Annotated in this window: 16 protein-coding genes and 1 pseudogene; 5 read left to right on the top strand and 12 right to left on the bottom strand. The window is 46.3% G+C overall.

Annotated elements, in window-relative coordinates; genetic code table 11:
* Positions 1-122: 122 nt before the first annotated feature.
* The 3 genes from SO_RS08050 to SO_RS08060 all read left to right on the top strand — a co-directional run bounded on the left by SO_RS08050 (position 123) and on the right by SO_RS08060 (position 1,894).
* Positions 123-506: a VOC family protein gene (locus tag SO_RS08050; RefSeq protein ID WP_011071885.1), complete on the top strand. Its 384-nt coding sequence runs from the start codon at positions 123-125 to the stop codon at positions 504-506.
* Positions 507-611: 105 nt separating this feature from the next.
* The gene (locus tag SO_RS08055; protein ID WP_164925670.1) at positions 612-1,085 is read left to right on the top strand and encodes a GyrI-like domain-containing protein; all 474 of its coding nucleotides are present in this window, start codon (positions 612-614) and stop codon (positions 1,083-1,085) included.
* Positions 1,086-1,201: 116 nt separating this feature from the next.
* Positions 1,202-1,894 carry a helix-turn-helix transcriptional regulator gene (locus SO_RS08060; protein ID WP_011071887.1) on the top strand — a complete coding sequence of 231 codons (693 nt, stop codon included), beginning with the start codon at positions 1,202-1,204 and terminating at the stop codon, positions 1,892-1,894.
* A 60-nt stretch (positions 1,895-1,954) separates the two neighbouring features.
* On the opposite strand, the gene SO_RS08065 is transcribed toward SO_RS08060, so the two are convergent.
* From SO_RS08065 to SO_RS08090, 6 genes are all read right to left on the bottom strand, one after another.
* Complete coding sequence (locus tag SO_RS08065) at positions 1,955-2,257, bottom strand: AzlD domain-containing protein (RefSeq protein ID WP_011071888.1); 303 nt, start codon at positions 2,255-2,257, stop codon at positions 1,955-1,957.
* A complete protein-coding gene (locus SO_RS08070; RefSeq protein WP_011071889.1) occupies positions 2,254-3,033 on the bottom strand; it encodes an AzlC family ABC transporter permease in 780 nt (259 codons plus the stop codon). Before SO_RS08070 ends, SO_RS08065 begins: the two co-directional genes overlap by 4 nt.
* A gap of 129 nt (positions 3,034-3,162) precedes the next feature.
* Entirely contained in the window at positions 3,163-3,999 is an 837-nt protein-coding gene (locus SO_RS08075) for an AraC family transcriptional regulator (protein ID WP_011071890.1), read from the bottom strand.
* 168 nt (positions 4,000-4,167) lie between these two features.
* The gene (locus SO_RS08080; RefSeq protein ID WP_011071891.1) at positions 4,168-4,845 is read right to left on the bottom strand and encodes a Vat family streptogramin A O-acetyltransferase; all 678 of its coding nucleotides are present in this window, start codon (positions 4,843-4,845) and stop codon (positions 4,168-4,170) included.
* A 26-nt stretch (positions 4,846-4,871) separates the two neighbouring features.
* Positions 4,872-5,387: a ClbS/DfsB family four-helix bundle protein gene (locus SO_RS08085; RefSeq protein ID WP_011071892.1), complete on the bottom strand. Its 516-nt coding sequence runs from the start codon at positions 5,385-5,387 to the stop codon at positions 4,872-4,874.
* 46 nt (positions 5,388-5,433) lie between these two features.
* On the bottom strand, positions 5,434-5,751 hold the full coding sequence (locus SO_RS08090; RefSeq protein WP_011071893.1) for a hypothetical protein: 318 nt from the start codon (positions 5,749-5,751) through the stop codon (positions 5,434-5,436).
* Between the two features lie 977 nt (positions 5,752-6,728).
* On the opposite strand from SO_RS08090, the gene SO_RS08095 reads away from it, so the two are divergent.
* Entirely contained in the window at positions 6,729-7,376 is a 648-nt protein-coding gene (locus SO_RS08095; RefSeq protein ID WP_164925671.1) for a hypothetical protein, read from the top strand.
* Here SO_RS08095 and SO_RS08100 read toward each other — a convergent pair.
* Entirely contained in the window at positions 7,373-8,575 is a 1,203-nt protein-coding gene (locus tag SO_RS08100) for an IS256-like element ISSod4 family transposase (RefSeq protein WP_011070721.1), read from the bottom strand. The two genes, SO_RS08095 and SO_RS08100, sit on opposite strands and share 4 nt — an antisense overlap.
* 45 nt (positions 8,576-8,620) lie before the next feature.
* Between SO_RS08100 and SO_RS08105 the strand changes: the two genes are divergently transcribed.
* The gene (locus tag SO_RS08105) at positions 8,621-9,343 is read left to right on the top strand and encodes a hypothetical protein (RefSeq protein WP_164925672.1); all 723 of its coding nucleotides are present in this window, start codon (positions 8,621-8,623) and stop codon (positions 9,341-9,343) included.
* A 362-nt stretch (positions 9,344-9,705) separates the two neighbouring features.
* On the opposite strand, the gene panP is transcribed toward SO_RS08105, so the two are convergent.
* From panP to SO_RS08130, 5 genes and pseudogenes are all read right to left on the bottom strand, one after another.
* The gene (gene panP, locus SO_RS08110) at positions 9,706-11,355 is read right to left on the bottom strand and encodes a pyridoxal-dependent aspartate 1-decarboxylase PanP (protein ID WP_011071894.1); all 1,650 of its coding nucleotides are present in this window, start codon (positions 11,353-11,355) and stop codon (positions 9,706-9,708) included.
* 236 nt (positions 11,356-11,591) lie between these two features.
* The gene (locus SO_RS08115) at positions 11,592-12,746 is read right to left on the bottom strand and encodes a glycerate kinase (protein ID WP_011071895.1); all 1,155 of its coding nucleotides are present in this window, start codon (positions 12,744-12,746) and stop codon (positions 11,592-11,594) included.
* A 58-nt stretch (positions 12,747-12,804) separates the two neighbouring features.
* Entirely contained in the window at positions 12,805-14,163 is a 1,359-nt protein-coding gene (locus SO_RS08120; RefSeq protein WP_011071896.1) for a GntP family permease, read from the bottom strand.
* A 302-nt stretch (positions 14,164-14,465) separates the two neighbouring features.
* A pseudogene (locus SO_RS08125) lies at positions 14,466-15,455 on the bottom strand (catalase family peroxidase).
* 256 nt (positions 15,456-15,711) lie between these two features.
* Positions 15,712-16,935, bottom strand: a complete 1,224-nt coding sequence (locus tag SO_RS08130) for a sugar diacid recognition domain-containing protein (protein ID WP_011071897.1) — start codon at positions 16,933-16,935, stop codon at positions 15,712-15,714.
* Positions 16,936-16,945 lie beyond the last annotated feature (10 nt).

The following is a 16,945-nucleotide window of genomic DNA, read 5'->3' on the forward strand; positions in this document are numbered from 1 at the left end:
CACTCAAAGGCTACTGACATGATGCTGTCAGTAGCCTTGTTTTATTCTTGTTGTTGTCCGCTGATGATTCATCTTAATAACATCATGAATCACTGGCATTTTTCAACAAGGAGAAAGTGAAAATGTTATCAATTGCACCGTTAGTTTGGGGAGAAATTCCTGTCAGTGATATGGATCGTGCCATTGCTTTTTATCAACAACATTTTGGGGTTGAATTTAAGCGTGACGATATGGAAGACATGCAATACGCCACGATTGAAACAGAGGATGAAAGTGCGCCAAGCATAGGCCTAGTCAAGTGCAGCATGAGTAAACCGTCGATGGATGGCAGCACGGTATATCTGCATTTCAGCGCACAATTGCAACCTTTAGTGGATAAACTGGTCGCGGCTAAGGTCACTTTGCTATTGCCCGTCACCCCTATCAAGGATGGTGGTTGCGGTTATATCGCCCTGTTTGTGGATAGCGAAGGCAATAAAGTCGGCCTTTGGTCTCAACAGGCATAATTTTGTCAGTAGGGAGTCGTGCCCTTGGTGCGGCTCTTATCAAGATGATTGCTGCTAAGCTTTGCGGCTTACGCCAGGCTTAGGGTGTTAAAGGTTAATATGACAATGGAACTGGTTTTTATGGCGGCTCAGCCTATGTTAGGGCTTTGCACGCGTACCAATAATCGCACCGAAATGGCGAGCGACGGCGGCAAGATTGCAGGGCTATGGCGGGCATTTTTTGAATCCTCGCAGCTGACATCTATGCTCGATTCACCTATGTATGGTGTGTATTACGACTATGAGTCGGATATGACAGGGGATTATTCCGTTTTAGTCGGTAAATGTGTTGATTCAGCGAGTGAGACGGGGCCCTTTATTCCGTTGCAATTATGCGAGGGAAATTACCTAAAGTTTAGCGCACAAGGGGAAATGCCCCACTGTGTGATTAATCTCTGGGGTGAAGTTTGGGGTTATTTTAGTGCGTCAGATTGTCCCCATCGGCGCTGCTACCAAACGGACTTCGAAGTCTATCGCAGTGCTGATAAGGTCGAGATTTATATTGGGGTTTTATCGTCTGACTTGATAACAAATAGTTGATAACAACTGCAGTTAACCAAGAGGGACATACGCTATCGTTTGGGATCATAAACGTTAGCGGTTATGATCCCTTAACTCTTTCACCGCCAATCGATGTTGAGGTGTAATTACTGTCCATGCGCCGTGCTGACCGCCTATTTCAAATAGTGCAAATTCTTAAACATAAACGCTTAACCACTGCCCAAGAGTTGGCCGAACGGTTAGAAGTATCGACGCGCACCGTGTACCGTGATGTGCAGGATTTGTGTTTAAGCGGCATTCCCATCGAAGGTGAGGCGGGCGTGGGCTATCTATTACGCCATGAAGTGAATGTGCCGCCCCTGATGTTTAACGAAGCCGAATTGGAGGCGATTCAAGTTGGTATGCGCATGGTACAAACCTGGGGCGGCAAGGAGCTTGGGAGTGCGGCGCGCCAAGCGATGATAAAAGTTGAGGCGGTGTTACCTAAGCGCTTACAAGCCTATCAATCGTTAATGTTTTCACCGGATTTTTATTTAGATTCCAATGAGTTTCAGTTTCTTGATCCACTGCGTCATGCATCTCAGCGTCGTGAGTACGTTAAGCTCTTTTACCAAGATGCCAATAAAGCACTGACTGAGCGCGAAGTACGGCCGCTGGCGATCTATTTCTGGCGTGGCACTTGGACCTTACTTACATGGTGTGAGCTGCGGAGCGATTTTCGTAATTTTCGTGTTGATCGCATCACGGGTTTATTAACGCTTAACCGCCATTTTGAGCCAACGCCGGGGCAAGAGTTAGAGGATTATATTTGTTTGATGGAAAATCATATGCATGACCGAGGGCAATAAAATCAAAGCCACTCAAACGAGTCGCTTTGATTTTACAGCATATTGTCCAAGTTACTCCCCCTAGTGGATACAGAAAAACAGCCCCATACTCAACACAGTGGTCAGCAAAGTATTACGGGTGACGAGTGCAAGTATGGTCGCGACCACGGCGCAGATAAGATAGCTGTTGTCTACACTCAAATCGAGCTGGCCTTCTTGTACAAACACGATGGGTGCAAAGATGGCCGTGAGTACCGCGGGCGCCGAATAACTCAAAAAGGTCTGAGTGTTTTTACTCAGCCTTAGCGGCAGTTTAGGCTCGAGCAGTAAATGCCGACTGATAAACACAACGGCCGCCATTGAGAAGATCATTAACCAAATCATAGTGTTTCCTCTGGTTGAGTCGTTACCGTTTCGGTATTTTTTGCGTGTTTATTTTCCTGTGTGACCTTGGCATAAAGCACTCCTGCCGTCATTCCCGACAGGGCTGCAATTAATAGCCCAGCCTGAATATCTAATACCGCACAGACTACCGCCAAGGTCAGTGACACCATCACACAGACCAGGATGGAAGGTTTTTTCACCGTAGGCACCACTAGAGCTATAAAGGTGGCGGCTATGGCAAAGTCGAGTCCTAATTCACCTAAATTATCAATGGCATTGCCCGCCACTATGCCAATTAGGGTGGCGAGGTTCCAACCAAGATAAAAACTCAGGCCGCCACCGAGCGCGTACCAAGGATCGAATTTATGCAGCTTGCCTGGGTTGGCGATGGCAAAGAGTTCATCGGTCAATAAAAAGCCCAATGTCAGGCGCCATGCTAATGGCAATGGACTAATTTGGCTGCGCATCGCCATTGCATATAACAGATGGCGCGAGGTGATGAGTAGGGTGGTGATTAGGATACTCCATAGACCAATACCGGCTTTCACCATACCAAGAGCCACTAACTGAGCCGCCCCTGCAAAGATAATCGCCGACATGGCTTGGCTTTCTAGTGGGCTCAACCCCACCTCAATGGCGAAGGAGCCCGCGAGGATCCCCCAAGGAACAACCGCGATGGTGAGTGGCATCATCGCCCAGGTGCCTTTTAAAAACGCCTTGGCTTTTGAGTTCGGTGTGCGAGCAATATCAGCTTCAATAGGTTTTTCGGTTGTCATTTTAGCGCCTAAAAAGAGTGGCTACGCGAGGGCCGCTGTGCAAATTGAATGCGTGAATCAGATTTGTGTGCTCAATTAATTGAGCCGGTCTGCAAGAATGTGAGTGGCAGATTAACGTAAAGGACTTGATTAAGCTTGGATAAAATTGCGGCCTATTTCTTTGGCAAATTGCCCCGGCGTTACGCCAACGGTCTTTTTAAAATGGCGATTTAAGTGGCTTTGATCGTGAAAACCGCAATCGAGGGCGACATCGAGTAGCCGAGTGCCTTGTTTGATTTTTGCCTTGGCGAGTCTCACTCTGGCCTGAATTTGGTAAGCATGGGGTGGTAAGCCGTAATAATGTTGAAATTGCTTCAGCAAATAATAGGGGCTTAATCCCGCCAGTGTGGCGAGATCTTCAAGGGAGATATCTGCCGCGGGGTGATCGTCGATAAAGGATTTTACCAGTGCTAACGCAGGCTTAGCGTTTGCCCCCAAGTGCTCACAGGGATAATTACGGCCATGGCGCGCCATTAATTGCGTAAGACTTGAATAGACTAAGCTTTCGCGCAGTAAGCGATTATCCGATGTATCTAAGGTGGTAAAGGTGAGGCGCAGCAGTTCGGCGAGCTGCGGATCGTACACCACGGGATTTGGGAAATACGGTGCCCCGCGATTTGATGCTAGTTCTTTGTTTATATTGGCAAACTGCGCGGGTACTGGATACATAGCTCGGTAGGACCAGCCATCCTCTGTGGCGCTACAACCATTATGCACTTCGTCGGCATTGACAAGAATAATGCTGTGTTTTGGCGCCACATGGTTACCACCAGTGCGATAAAAACGCTGGGCGCCCGTTTCTATCACGCCGACTGTGTAGCCTTCGTGGGTATGGCGGCTAAAATTTTGTTTATGGTAGTGGGCATTGAGTAACTCGAGGCCACCTAATTCATTGGCAATCTGGTAGGCCGCATGTTCTGTGTTCATTAGGCCTCCTATATCGACTGGATGAATGGCGAGTTCGTTTATCAAGACCAAGGCGTTTAATGCTTGTTTTGCCAGATAGTAACCCAGAACGCCTCGACACTTTTGTACAAAATTGCGCTTTACCGTGTTTTTGGGACAGTGCTGGGCGCAGTATTTTGACTCCAGCGGTTAGGGCTGCGTGTGTATTCCATCAGCCAAGCGGGCTAATTGGCTAAGATCGGCGCTCACAATGGCGTGTAGATGTTCGGTGATCTTCTCAATTGGCCAATCCCACCAAGCGATAGCAAGGAGCTCATCTATCACGGTTTGCTCGAATCTTAGCTTAATAATAGTGGCAGGATTTCCACCCACCACAGCGTAGGGCGGCACATCTTTGGTGACGACGGATTGGCTCGCGATAATCGCGCCATGGCCAATGTTTACCCCAGGCATAATGGTGGCGTTATAACCTATCCACACATCATGGCCTATGCGGGTGTCGCCCTTAAAAGGCAAATCTTCGGGCTTAGGTGTTGCCTTCTCCCAGCCATTACCGAAGATATAAAAAGGATAGGTCGAAAAACCTGACACTGAATGATTAGCGCCATTCATGATGAATTTCACGTTTTTTGCAATGGCACAAAATTTACCGATAATCAGCTTATCGCCAACAAAGTCAAAGTGATATAGCACATTCGACTCGAAACGCTCAGGCCCTGCTGGGTCATCGTAATAGGTGTAATCGCCGACAATAATATTGTTGCGGGTAATAAAATTTTTAACAAAGCCAACCTGAGGAAAGCCTTTCAACGGTGCTTTATCGTTGGGATTGGGGCCTAATTGTAGGTGATCGTGGCTGCTTGGCATGAGTACCTCCGTGATTAAATCATCGCTTACTTTAATGCATTATCTTTTTTGAATCGTCGTACTTTGGTACGCATGTTTTTCATTGGGGAGTAAGTGTTGAACTGGATCATACGGCCCAATGTCCATTTATCGTACCAAGCGATGCCGTACAGTTGCTGAACACTGAGGCTCGCAATCAGCGTTAGCAGTTTGGCCATGGTCAGTTCATATTCATTAAGTAAATCAGAATATTGCCATTGGTGATATTCTTGGTGAAACCGATCTGCTAGCAATTCCAGTTGATTCCATTTATATCCCGTATCAGGAAAATCAACGGGTAGGGTTTGCGATGTGAGTTCGTACCATTTGAGTACTAATTTACCCCAGCCAATAAGGTACGCAACAGTATCGCAGACGCTAATTTGTGTACCTTGGATGTTTCCGTCAATGCTGCACACGCGGGACATTTGGGCTGGGATTGAACGATAGTCTGCCATCAATTTGGGAAAGACTGAGTGAATAGCCAATTCAAGCTCTTGTTTTGATTGGGGTACAGATGACATAGAAACCTCGTATACATTCAGTGCTTAGACCGAGTTTTACTGCGTTTTAGTATTCACCAGTCACAATCAGCTCTTGTTCAATACGTTCAACCACTAAGGCAAGCAAGCTATTTTCTCGGCTAAAGCCAACAGAGCAAATCGCCATCGCGCCGCTACCACAGGTGATTTCAGGATATTCCTCTGTCATCGGCGTTTCATTTTCGGCAACGGGGGCTAATACCCAACCGGTAGCCAATAAACTCGATTTTACCTCTGCGTACTTTTTACCCCATAACGCACTGTTGTCCTGTGCTTGAGTAAAACCAGATAATGCACCAAGGCTTAGGATTATCAGTGGTAGAATTATTTTTCGCATATAAAGCATCTTAGTTCCTATGTGATTTAGGGATGATTGATGGTTAATTTTTAAAGACTAAATCAACGTCATGGGGCTTCACTCCACACCCCAATCCCATTAAGCCTTTGGTACGGCTGATAGTCTGTTACTCACAATTAGGAGATGCCAAGAATTTAATAATGGGTGTTTTGTTAAACTGTTGCTGAATCTTACTTCGTTAAACTATTTAAAAGCAAAGTCGTGGGGCTTCACCCCACACCCGACCAAGGAGGACTGCTCGTCCTATCCTCCTTGGATGCTCCAAGACGCCCCTAACGGAGTTGAAAGCCCCTTGTGCTCATTGACAAATTTGCTATCGCTTCCGAAGGATGCGTCCCTGCACCTGCGAAAGCTAGCTTGCCATCCATGGCAAGATTCACGCAATTTGTCTATTCGCCCTGCGGCAACTCCGAGGGGAGGTGAACTTCTTCAGCGTTTGTGTTGTTTGGAAGTCATGCAAAGCAAACCGAGTAATGCTTACAACCACTTTTAGAAATTTAACAATGGGTGTCTCGCGAAATCTGTAGTTAACCCCAAAAGACTCATGCCTGTCCTATCTTTCTCCTGCGGCAACTCCGAGGGGAGGTGAACTCCTTCAGCGTTTGTGTTGTTTGGAAGTCATGCAAAGCAAACCGAGTAATCAGGGCGAGCGCATGAGTGTTCAATAATTGACCTTAACAATAAAGGTACACTCAATTGTACTCATCAATGTCTGTTTTCAGCTTAACATTCGTATAGGTTGCGAGTGTTTATTAAACAGTTTTTGAGTAATAAACGTTCATGCGGTAGCCCTGACCGAGTAATGCTTACAACCACTTTTAGAAATTTAACAATGGGTGTCTCGTTAAATTAATAGTACAGGTTGAAGATAACCTCAAAGTAGATTATGTTGTTGATTTTAAAATGGATGACTAGATTTATTCAATTAAGGTAGAGTTTCATCTATTATTAAAGCAAGGACATATATGAATAAAGAAATTGAGAGTTTGTGTGTTGCATTGGAGTCACTGGCTGAGGCTGTGGAAAAAGGTTGGAGTGAAAATAGCTCTTTGAATGAAGCATTCGGTTGGAATCATCCGGCTATTAATCGTTTTGAGTTAGCCTATATTCCACTTTCGTTATCACAGCGTATTCGAAAAGCAGATTTAAATATTGATGACAAAGAGCTTCTTGAAATACTGGGTAAGGTTCCCGAGAAGCTAAATCGTTTAAAAAGTGGGACACTACCTTATTTTTATAACGGTCATGGAGCCCAAGCAATTCCAGCTTTTATTAGTACATTAGAATGGATTTCTAGTTTAATAGAGCCAGAGCTTGCATGGGTTATACATAATGACCCAAATGTTTTACCTCCCGCTATTTCGAGGAAACTGAAGGGGTTGGCCGCAAAAATCGATGAAATTGAAGTAGATCAAGACAAGTTAACTAAACAAATACAAATCATTAATGATGCAACAGAAACAGCAGAATCGCTTCCTTCTGATTTGCAAGATTTAAAAGAAGCTCGTAAGAAAGTCGAATCTATAGGTACTGAGGCTATTAAAACAGCAGCTAAGATATCAACCGCAAAAGAAAAGAGGGCGTTCAAAATTCTGTGTCAGGCTAATTTTTAAATTTCTAGCACGCTATCTAAACGTCCTTCAAAATAAATCGCTAACTGAGATAAACAAAGGCTCCAATTGTGGATTGGCATAGTCCATTTATCTGAGGCGTTTAATATGCCTGCGTAAAGTAGCTTCAACAAGCTATTTTCATTAGGAAATGCACCTTTGGTTTTGGTGAGCTTTCTAAATTGGCGATGCACAGCCTCAACCGCATTGGTCGTGTAAATCACTTTCCTGATATGTTCTGGGTACTTAAAATAATGGGACAAATTATGCCATTTGCGACGCCAAGAGTTGATTACCAACGGATAAGCATCACCCCATTTGGCCTCCAGTTCGTCCAAGGCCATCTCTGCGGCTTCTTTACTCACGGCTCGATACACAGGCTTTAAATCAGCCATAAACGCTTTCTGATTTTTTGAGGCGACATACTTCATTGAGTTGCGGATCTGGTGGATAACGCATAGCTGTGTTTCCGTATGAGGGAAGATACTGGCTATGGCCTCAGGGAAACCGGTCAAGCCGTCAACACAGGCGATAAGAATATCTTTTACACCACGATTATTAAGATCGGCCAGTACGGATAGCCAGTAATTAGCGCCTTCATTTTCGGATAAGTGAAGCCCTAAAATTTCCTTTTTTCCTTTCATATTAAGCGCTAACAATGTGTAAACGGCTTTACTGACGTAACGCCCATCCTCTTTGACTTTATAATGTATCGCATCAAGCCAAACGATAGGATAATGGCTATCTAATGGGCGCTGTTGCCACGCTTTAAGTTCGGGGATGAGTTTGTCGGTGATGGCGCTTACTGTTGCGTTAGACACATTGAGCCCATACATATCTTCAACATGTTGATTAATATCGCGATAGCTCATACCTATACTGAACATCGATAACACTTTACGTTCGATTTCATCGGTTAGTGTAGTTTGATTTTTCTTAATCAACTGAGGCTCAAAGGTGCCATTGCGGTCTCTAGGCGCGTCTAACTCAAAGTTACCGGACGGATGCTTAATGGTCTTAGGGGTTTTGCCATTTTTACGATTAGGCTGAGGATCATGCGCTAAATGCTGCTCAAGCTCAGCCTGGAGAGCCGCTTCAGTGAGTTGCTTGATCAGTGGGCCAAGAATGCTGTCTTTACCTGTGAGGCTTTTACCTGATTGCAGATCTTTAAGGGCTTGTTCGAAGTTAAAAGGTTGGGTCATGTGTCATTCCTGTTTTTGAATATTTTACTGAAATGACACAGAATTATGAACACTACCAAAGAAAATGTAGATAACCTACTTAGCGCTATTAAATCCAATAAAGAGCAGTCTGATAAGCTGGTTGAAAACTGTGAAGATTCATATCGTATTACAACCAGTAATGGGCTTGCTGGTGCTTTTGACCAAAGGGCTAGTCAACTTACTAACTCTATGTGGGTATGGGTTTTAGGTCTGCTTGGTTCACTTATATCGGCTTGGTTTATTGGTTCAGGGAGAGTCGAAGCTTTAACTTCAGCTTTATCTGTTGCCGATCCCAAAATGGGTCTTGTATTTGGCCATATATTTTTGTCAATTGTGAGTTTGGGGGCTCCCTTATGGTTTGCATGGTTGTCTACTAAACAAATAGGTCAAAGATTTAAGTTAGCAGAAGACTATGGTTATAAAGCTTCTGTTGCAAAAGCATATGAAGGTTATAGAAAAGAAGCTGCAAGAATAGATGAAGAGCTTGAAGCCAGACTCTTCGAATCTGCTTTATCAAGGGTTGAAGAAGCCCCTTTACGACTAGTTGAAGATGGAGGTCACGGAAGTCCTTGGCATGAGCTAGCAAACTCTAACTCTTTCAAGGAAGCATTAAAAAACTTCCCTGAATTCAGAGACAGAGTGTTTGAACTTGCTAATTCAGCTATTGATAAGACTAGACGAAAGCCAGAACTTCATGCTGTTAGCGATACCAAATCAGTACAGCAAATGCAGTCAGCAGACTCGTAAACACGCTAGGCAAAATGCAAACTTAAGTGCATTCGTGTGGATTATCACTGATTTTATGGTTATTTCTGCAAGCAATAATAGTTTCACCGAGATTTGCTAAGCCGAATTCGATTGCGGACGTGACCTTCGATGATATGGATATCATCGCAGAGCCGCCATGGATGGCTTCACGGCGTGTCACGCAAGCTGTTGAATTCGGCGTATCCGCAACGAGTTCAGAAGTGCTTAGAAAAGCCATATATTTTTAACCTAACCTTCCTTCATCCCAGCTCTGCAAACAAAAACAGCCGCAAATATTTGCGGCTGTTTGCGATTAACATTCTGTATTTGAATGAGATTTAAAGTTTACGCTAAACCACTCGCTATTCAGCGACCATAGCTAATAGTGCGGGTAAAAACTCTTTATCCAATGTGGCAATTTCGCCTTGCTCGATAAGCACTTGATTCAGAATCTCATGGCTAGTCAAGGGATTAGCTAATACGACGCGAAACACCACTGTGGGTTGTCTAAAGTAGCGGGCGGGTTGAATGCGGGTGCGCGAGACAAAGGATTTGCCCTGTTCGCGCTGGTGTTTTTGAATAAATTGGGTCAGGCCATCGAGTTGCTCATTAAAGCGCTCAAGCTTTGCTTTATCACCTTGTTCAATCGCCACTTGCATCGCCGCCTGCACACTCGCTGGAACATAACGATAGGTGAGCAGGCACAGCTCTGGCGCGGTGACTAACTCAAAATCGGGGTGCGCGTCGATTTGCTCGGCAAAATAACGCGCTTTTTCAAGGCTGTTATTGATAAGAATTTCGTAGCCATCGCGACCGATAATCTGTAAGCAGGCATGCACTAACATCGCCATGCCGGGGCGTGAGCCTTCAAGCGTTTGGCTGCCTAAATCCTTGGAGCCTCGGCGCAAAATATATTCGGCGTGGTGGGCAATCGCATGGGCAAACTCAGGATTTTTAAATAGCACCATACCCGCGCCCATGGGGACATACATTTGCTTATGGGCATCGATGGTGACCGAATCTGCGAGTTCAACACCATCGAGTAAATGGCGGTATTTATTGGATAATAAGCTCGCGCCGCCCCAAGCCGCATCCACATGGAAGTGACAGTTTAACTCACTTGCTAATGCCGCAAGCTGCTTAAGCGGGTCGATATTGCCCGTCTCTGTTGTGCCAGCCACACCCACAATCGCCATGACTTTAATGCGTTTATGTGCAAGTTCAACTGCGATCTTACGCATTTGGGTGACATCAACCTTGTTATCAGCATCGGTTGGGATACTGATGATATTGTCGCGACCAATACCGAGCAGATCGACTGCTTTACCTAATGAATAGTGACCGCGCTCGGAGACAAGAATCGCTAAATCATCATAGTCATAGTGACGCAGCGCCTTGATTAAGCCTTCGCGGGTGACGCCTTTAAAGTCGCCATCGGCCTTAAGTAATTGGTTACGGGCAATCCACAGGGCCGTGATGTTAGCGACCGTGCCGCCGGAGCAAAATGCGCCAAGGGAATGATTGGCGCTGTGCATCCAATTACGATAAAAATCATCGTGTTGAGCGTAAATTAAATGATGCATCATCCCGAGCACTTGGCGCTCAAGCGGGGTAAAAGCCTTGGACGTTTCGATTTTGACCAAGTTTTGATTCAGCCCCACCATCATTTTCGACAGTGGCAACACAAAATAGGGCAATGCCGAGGTCATATGGCCAATAAAACTCGGCGCCGCCGTATGCACCGAATGCGCCACCAAGTTTTGCATGATTTCGTCGGTATAGTCGGAGACAAAACGCGGCTGGTTTGGAATTTCAAAGGTTTGAAAATCGGTTTCGATCTCTGATAGCGGCTTTTCTAGCGCGGCAATACTGTCACCCAAAAAGCCTGCTAAATCCTCGGAAAGCTTCTGCTCGATAATGCTTAAGGTGGAATCTGCATCTTCGGGCACAGTGAAAATCCGCATCAGGCTTTCTTCAGACGCGGTGGCTTGGCGAGGGAGTTTTTGGGTCATGGGGCTTGCCGTCTAGTTATTCTTATAGTGAAACCGCAAAAGAGATCAAGCGTATAAGTAAATACATGGCACTTAAACCTTGTTTACGGATTACCAAAAAGGGAGCTCACTTTACTGCAAGGTCTTTTTGGCATCAAGCAATAAAATACGCCCTAAGTCAGTGCTTGGGTAAAACAAAGGCGCTAATCGTAGCGCCTTTGTTGTGTTGTATTGGCTATCGCTTTAGAGAGGTAAGGTTAACGCTGGCCCAGCATCAATACTGCGCCAATATTGCGGGCGGTATTGATAAGGTTAGTTTTGGCATTGGCCAGCACATCGTCCAGTGGACTTAAGTGTGGAATGATAGGGAAAATCGCCGCCATGCCTTGCTCGAGCACGGCATTGGCATTATCGCCAAGGCAACCGGCAATCCCGATAGTCGGAATGTTTTGCAACTGCGCTTGCTTTAATACGCCCATCGGGGTTTTGCCAAAGATGGTTTGGCCATCGATTCGGCCTTCGCCAGTGATGACAAGATCGGCGCCACGAATTTTGTCAGCCAGTCCTACTGTTTGCATCACAATCTCGACACCGGGTCTAAGCTCTGCGCCTAAAAAGGCCATCACGCCAAGCCCCATGCCGCCCGCAGCGCCCGCGCCAGCTTGGTGGCGATGGTCGGTTACACCGCTTTGGGCGATCACATCGGCATAGTGACTCAGGGCTGAGTCTAATGTGTTGACCATCTCTGCTGTAGCACCTTTTTGCGGCCCAAAAATCGCCGAGGCGCCACGCTCGCCACAAAGGGGATTATCGACATCGCAGGCCACTTCGAAGGTGCATTCTTTCAGTAACGGATGGGCGTTGCTCATATCGATATTGGCAAGTTTCGCTAGTGCCGCGCCGCCCGCACTGAGGCTTTTACCATGTTTATCTAGCAGTAAAATACCCAGCGCCTGCGCCATTCCCGCGCCGCCATCGTTAGTTGCACTGCCACCTAGTCCTACAATAATGTGCTTTATCCCCCGATTAAGCGCATCACAAATCAGTTCGCCCGTACCATAACTGGTCGTGAGCAGTGGGTTACGTTGCTCCCGCGGCACATGGTGTAAGCCTGAGGCGGAGGCCATTTCAATGACCGCGATGGGCTGAGTCTGTTGTGCGGTTTGTTGACCCAAAATACCATAATGGGCGTTAACCTTATGGCCAAGCGGCCCCATGACCTCCAGGCTGACAATGCTGCCGCCTGTGGCATCGACCATAGATTGCACCGTTCCTTCGCCACCATCGGCGACGGGAATTTTGACAATCTCGCAGTCAGGGATCACTTGCATTAAGCCTTGTTCGATCGCATTAGCCACATCGAGTGCGCTTAAGCTTTCTTTAAAGGAATCGGGGGCAATAACTATCTTCATTCAAAATCCTACAGCTTTTTTGGGCGCGTGGATGCGCCCAAGGACAAGATAAGGCGGCTTAGAGCAGCACTAAGCTTAGTACATACACGGCCAGCATGGAGGTGACGCCTTGGATCAGGGTCGCCATGGTTTGGGCTTTATAGGCCTGCGTAACACTCATACGGCTAAATTGAGTTACAACCCAGAAGAAACTGTCGTTAGCGTGGGAGACGGTCATGGCGCCTGCACCAATCGCCATGACTGTCAGTACGCGGCCCATTTCGCTGCCAAGACCAATATCGCCCAGCATCGGAGCGACTAAGGCCGAGGTTGCGACCAGGGCGACCGTTGATGAACCTTGGGCCGATTTCAGCGCTGCAGCGACGATAAAGGGCATGAAAATCCCAACGCCGAGCGCCGATAATGAGCTGCCTAAAAAGTCGCCTATGGGTGTTGCTTTTAATACAGCGCCAAAGGCACCTCCGGCACCGGTGATCAAAATGATGGGGGCTGCCGCAACTAAGCCTTGGCTAATGCGCTCGCTAAACTCGGCGATTTTGTTGGTACTTTTCAGTAACAGCGCGGATAGGAACAGGCCAATCAATAGCGCGTTTACGGGTTGGCCGAGGAACACTAATAGGCTAAACAGACCTTCTTTTCCGAATGGCGCAGAAGGGAAATTAGCAACAGAACCCAAACAAATTAATAGAATAGGCACAAAAATCGGGGCAAAAGCCTTTAATGGACTGGGGAGTGTGCCATAGCTTTGTTTTAAGGATTCAAAGTCATTTGCTTGGGCTTTGAGTTCTTCTGCGCCTTCACCATCGGGTTCAACCCCTGCAAAGCGGTTGGCCCACAACATACCTGCAAACGAGGCAACAGCAGCAACAAATAAACCGACACCTATTACTAAGCCTAAATTTGACTCTAAGCCTAAGTTACCCGCCGCTGCGATAGGGCCTGGTGTCGGGGGGACAAAGGTGTGTGTCGCGTATAAACCCGTCGCTAAGGCCACGCTCATGGACACGCTAGAGACTTGCATGCGGTTGGCCATGGATTGTTTGAGCGAGTTTAAGATCACGAAACCCGAGTCACAAAACACCGGAATGGACACTATATAGCCGATAATCGACATAGTGAGTGTTGGGAAGCGTTTACCCAACACTTTAATCACCACATCTGCCATGGTAATGGCGGCGCCACTTTTTTCGAGAATGATGCCGATAATCGTCCCGAGCACGATCACAAGGCCGATATAACCGAGAATATTACCAAAGCCTGTGGTAATGGTTTTGGCAATATCGCCACTGGGTAAACCATAGGCGAAGGCGGCAATAAAGGCGGCTAGAATTAAAGTTAAAAATGGATGGAGCTTAAATTTTGAGGTCGCGATAACAATAAATGCAATCACGCCGATGAGGATGAGCACTAAGTTCATAGGTTGTCCCGTTCAGTCTTGGCTGAAGTTCTTAAGTGGTTTTGGCTGTTGTAGGGCGCGGCTGTTATCTGATCCTAAGTTCAAATAAAGGCTGCTTTAAGGTCAGCCTATTATTGAATACTGCAGATTGAATAGCTTTGGCTAAACTGACGGAGTTACGGGTTAAATAGGGCTTTATTTTGTGCATGAGCACAAAATTGCCACCGTGCATTCGAATGTAATAGGGGGATTTTGTCGATAAGGTAGGCAAATCTTTCTATTTGCCTACCTTAAAAAGGAATCGCAAGGCTTAACTCATGGTTTTATTGGCGACGAATAAAAGACTCGACATAAGCCGCCGTTCGGGCATTGAGTATCGGATCGGCTGAGGGGGCAATGCCCTTAGGTAATAACAGCGGGTTGAAAATGCCTTTATCACATTGTTGCACTTGGGAGTCGTTATCGCGCTCACCGTTAATCACCACTTGGCCGACCAGTAATCGCTGGCGAGTCTCTGGCCAAATCACCGTTGGGTTATTAATTTCATCACCTGATTCCGCCAGTTGAACATAGAGGTTCCATTGTGCTGGCTGGGTGTTAATGCGCTTGAGTCATTCCGCCTTTAAAAAATCATCACCCAGATTGGCAAGTTCGCTGGCTGAAGGCGCTGCGGTGCCCGCGACGGGTTCAAAAATCCATTTACCCGCAACGCTGTTATTTTGCTTGTCGGTAAACAGAAAGCTGTTTACGCCAAAGTAGCGACTATTGGCAAAGCTGGGGCTGGGTGGCAGTTGTTTTACATAGTCGAAAAAGGCTTTGGCATCGGGCTTATTGTCGATAAGCCATTGTTTACCTTCGGCGCCTTGCTTCACTTTAGTCTGAAAGGTAAAAAAATCATCCAGATTACTAGCAAAGAACACCGGCACATTGGTGGTGACAAAGTTCAGGTTTTCTTTATCGCCATCAATTTTGAGTGACATAAAGCGCCCTGGGGTTTTGTCGGAGATTTGAGGATTCGTGCCGCCTAGGGAAAAGCGAGCGGTAACCTTAATTTGGCTTTGATTAAAAAATGGAATCGCTAGCGAATCTTGTAACTCTGGGTTGGGTGCAAAATAGCCGGAGGTACAAAATCCCTTAGTGTGATTACGCAGTTTCACTTTTTTACCCGCTTCGCGACTCGCCGCATCCGGCGTGCCATTGACTGCATCAACTAGCTCGGGAATGGTTTTTTCGGCGGCGATTAATGTCGGTGAAGTGAAGGCTAAGCCTATGATGCAGGCTTGGGCAAGTAAAGTCAGTTTGAATAGGGTCATTGCAATTCCTTTTTATGCACTGGGTCGAATGTTTAGGGCGTGTTGACGCAAAACGATTATCAGAACTATAGGAAAGGGGATTCGATATAAATCTTTCACTCAATGCATTGTTTACTCAATAGTGCTGGAAATCACGTCAACTTGAGACACGATTTTTATCCCCATTGAGTCCTTAATCTACGCGAGTTAAATACCCAGCCGTTAAATTCAGCCGCTAAACTCCGCGCTAAACGTGCATTTTACAGTACAGAGGCCGTTACCTTGGGTTTGCTGAAGTATCAAGCAGTTGCCCTAGATACAAACTCAATAAGCCATGCAAGGATTGAATATCGGTTTGGGTTAATTGTTGAATTTTATCTAGACGGTATCTTAAGGTATTTCGGTGGATAAACAGGGCGTTGGCACATTGCTGCGCATCACCAAAGTGGGTGATATAAGCGGCTAAGGTTTTGCGAAGCTGACCATTTTTGTCGGCTTGAGTCAGTTGTTGATAGGGACTTGCTAGTGCTTGTCCACGCCAGTCATGTTTAAGCCCAGAGAGCAACACTTGTAAGGAATAATCCTCAAACAGGTATTTTGTGCCTTCAGGGTTTAGCTGTTTACCTAAGTTCAAAGTCTCTTGGGCGGTTTGATAAGAGCGAGCAATGCCGCCTTTTTCGGGGAAGAAGTGGCCGAGGGCTATTTTAAAATGTAAACCCATTTGCGCTGGTAAACGTTGCAATAACTTATCGATACGTTGGTTTTCAAGCTCGGGGTCCCATTGTTTGCCATCTAAAAAGGCGGGTTTTAGGATCACCAGTTGCGACATCGACGTCATGGCAATTAGGTTGCCTCGGTCGGGATTTTGCAGTAAATGCAGCACTTGTTTGAGGGTTTCACTGACCCTTGGATTACGCTCATCAACACTTGATTCGCTAGCTGCTGCATTGATAAGCGATGCGGTTTTATGGATGGGCGCAGACAGCTTTTCACTGATCTCGATAATGGCAGCTACTCGTGGAAGGTTAATATCAATATCGAGTTGTTTTGCCCAGCGCTGCAACTGCTCATCATCGGTGTTCGCCTTGATAAGTTGCAGAATAAATTCTTCCCGCTGGCGATTTTCCCACTGCAATTTGTCCTGCTGATTGGCTTGCTCGACAATCATCTCTGCAGTCATTTTCAGTAGCTCGCCATAATGGGCTAACTCATCAGGAGCACCTGTAATTCCAATTACACCGATGATTTGCCCTTGGTAATGCAAGGGGAGGTTGATGCCAGGTTTAACGCCATGTAAGCCAGAGGCGACTTCGTCACTCAATTCCACATTGCGATTTTGGGCAATCGCGAGCAAAGCGCCCTCATGGGTTGAGCCGATACGTTTTGGATCGCCCGAACCTAAGATGACGCCCTGACCATTCATTACATTAATATTGTGCCCGATAATTTTCATCGTGCGACTGACAATTTTTTTGGCGATGGTTGAATCGAGCAGATACATGTCAGGCCTT

Source organism: Shewanella oneidensis MR-1, assembly GCF_000146165.2.
Classification (GTDB): Bacteria; Pseudomonadota; Gammaproteobacteria; order Enterobacterales; family Shewanellaceae; genus Shewanella; species Shewanella oneidensis.

Excerpts from the sequence above, each read along its gene's own strand:
- SO_RS08050 (WP_011071885.1), top strand. The coding sequence starts at position 123 with ATGTTATCAATTGCACCGTTAGTTTGGGGAGAAATTCCTGTCAGTGAT.
- SO_RS08055 (WP_164925670.1), top strand. The coding sequence starts at position 612 with ATGGAACTGGTTTTTATGGCGGCTCAGCCTATGTTAGGGCTTTGCACG.
- SO_RS08060 (WP_011071887.1), top strand. The coding sequence starts at position 1,202 with ATGCGCCGTGCTGACCGCCTATTTCAAATAGTGCAAATTCTTAAACAT.
- SO_RS08065 (WP_011071888.1), bottom strand. The coding sequence starts at position 2,257 with ATGATTTGGTTAATGATCTTCTCAATGGCGGCCGTTGTGTTTATCAGT.
- SO_RS08070 (WP_011071889.1), bottom strand. The coding sequence starts at position 3,033 with ATGACAACCGAAAAACCTATTGAAGCTGATATTGCTCGCACACCGAAC.
- SO_RS08075 (WP_011071890.1), bottom strand. The coding sequence starts at position 3,999 with ATGAACACAGAACATGCGGCCTACCAGATTGCCAATGAATTAGGTGGC.
- SO_RS08080 (WP_011071891.1), bottom strand. The coding sequence starts at position 4,845 with ATGCCAAGCAGCCACGATCACCTACAATTAGGCCCCAATCCCAACGAT.
- SO_RS08085 (WP_011071892.1), bottom strand. The coding sequence starts at position 5,387 with ATGTCATCTGTACCCCAATCAAAACAAGAGCTTGAATTGGCTATTCAC.
- SO_RS08090 (WP_011071893.1), bottom strand. The coding sequence starts at position 5,751 with ATGCTTTATATGCGAAAAATAATTCTACCACTGATAATCCTAAGCCTT.
- SO_RS08095 (WP_164925671.1), top strand. The coding sequence starts at position 6,729 with ATGAATAAAGAAATTGAGAGTTTGTGTGTTGCATTGGAGTCACTGGCT.
- SO_RS08100 (WP_011070721.1), bottom strand. The coding sequence starts at position 8,575 with ATGACCCAACCTTTTAACTTCGAACAAGCCCTTAAAGATCTGCAATCA.
- SO_RS08105 (WP_164925672.1), top strand. The coding sequence starts at position 8,621 with ATGAACACTACCAAAGAAAATGTAGATAACCTACTTAGCGCTATTAAA.
- panP (WP_011071894.1), bottom strand. The coding sequence starts at position 11,355 with ATGACCCAAAAACTCCCTCGCCAAGCCACCGCGTCTGAAGAAAGCCTG.
- SO_RS08115 (WP_011071895.1), bottom strand. The coding sequence starts at position 12,746 with ATGAAGATAGTTATTGCCCCCGATTCCTTTAAAGAAAGCTTAAGCGCA.
- SO_RS08120 (WP_011071896.1), bottom strand. The coding sequence starts at position 14,163 with ATGAACTTAGTGCTCATCCTCATCGGCGTGATTGCATTTATTGTTATC.
- SO_RS08130 (WP_011071897.1), bottom strand. The coding sequence starts at position 16,935 with ATGTATCTGCTCGATTCAACCATCGCCAAAAAAATTGTCAGTCGCACG.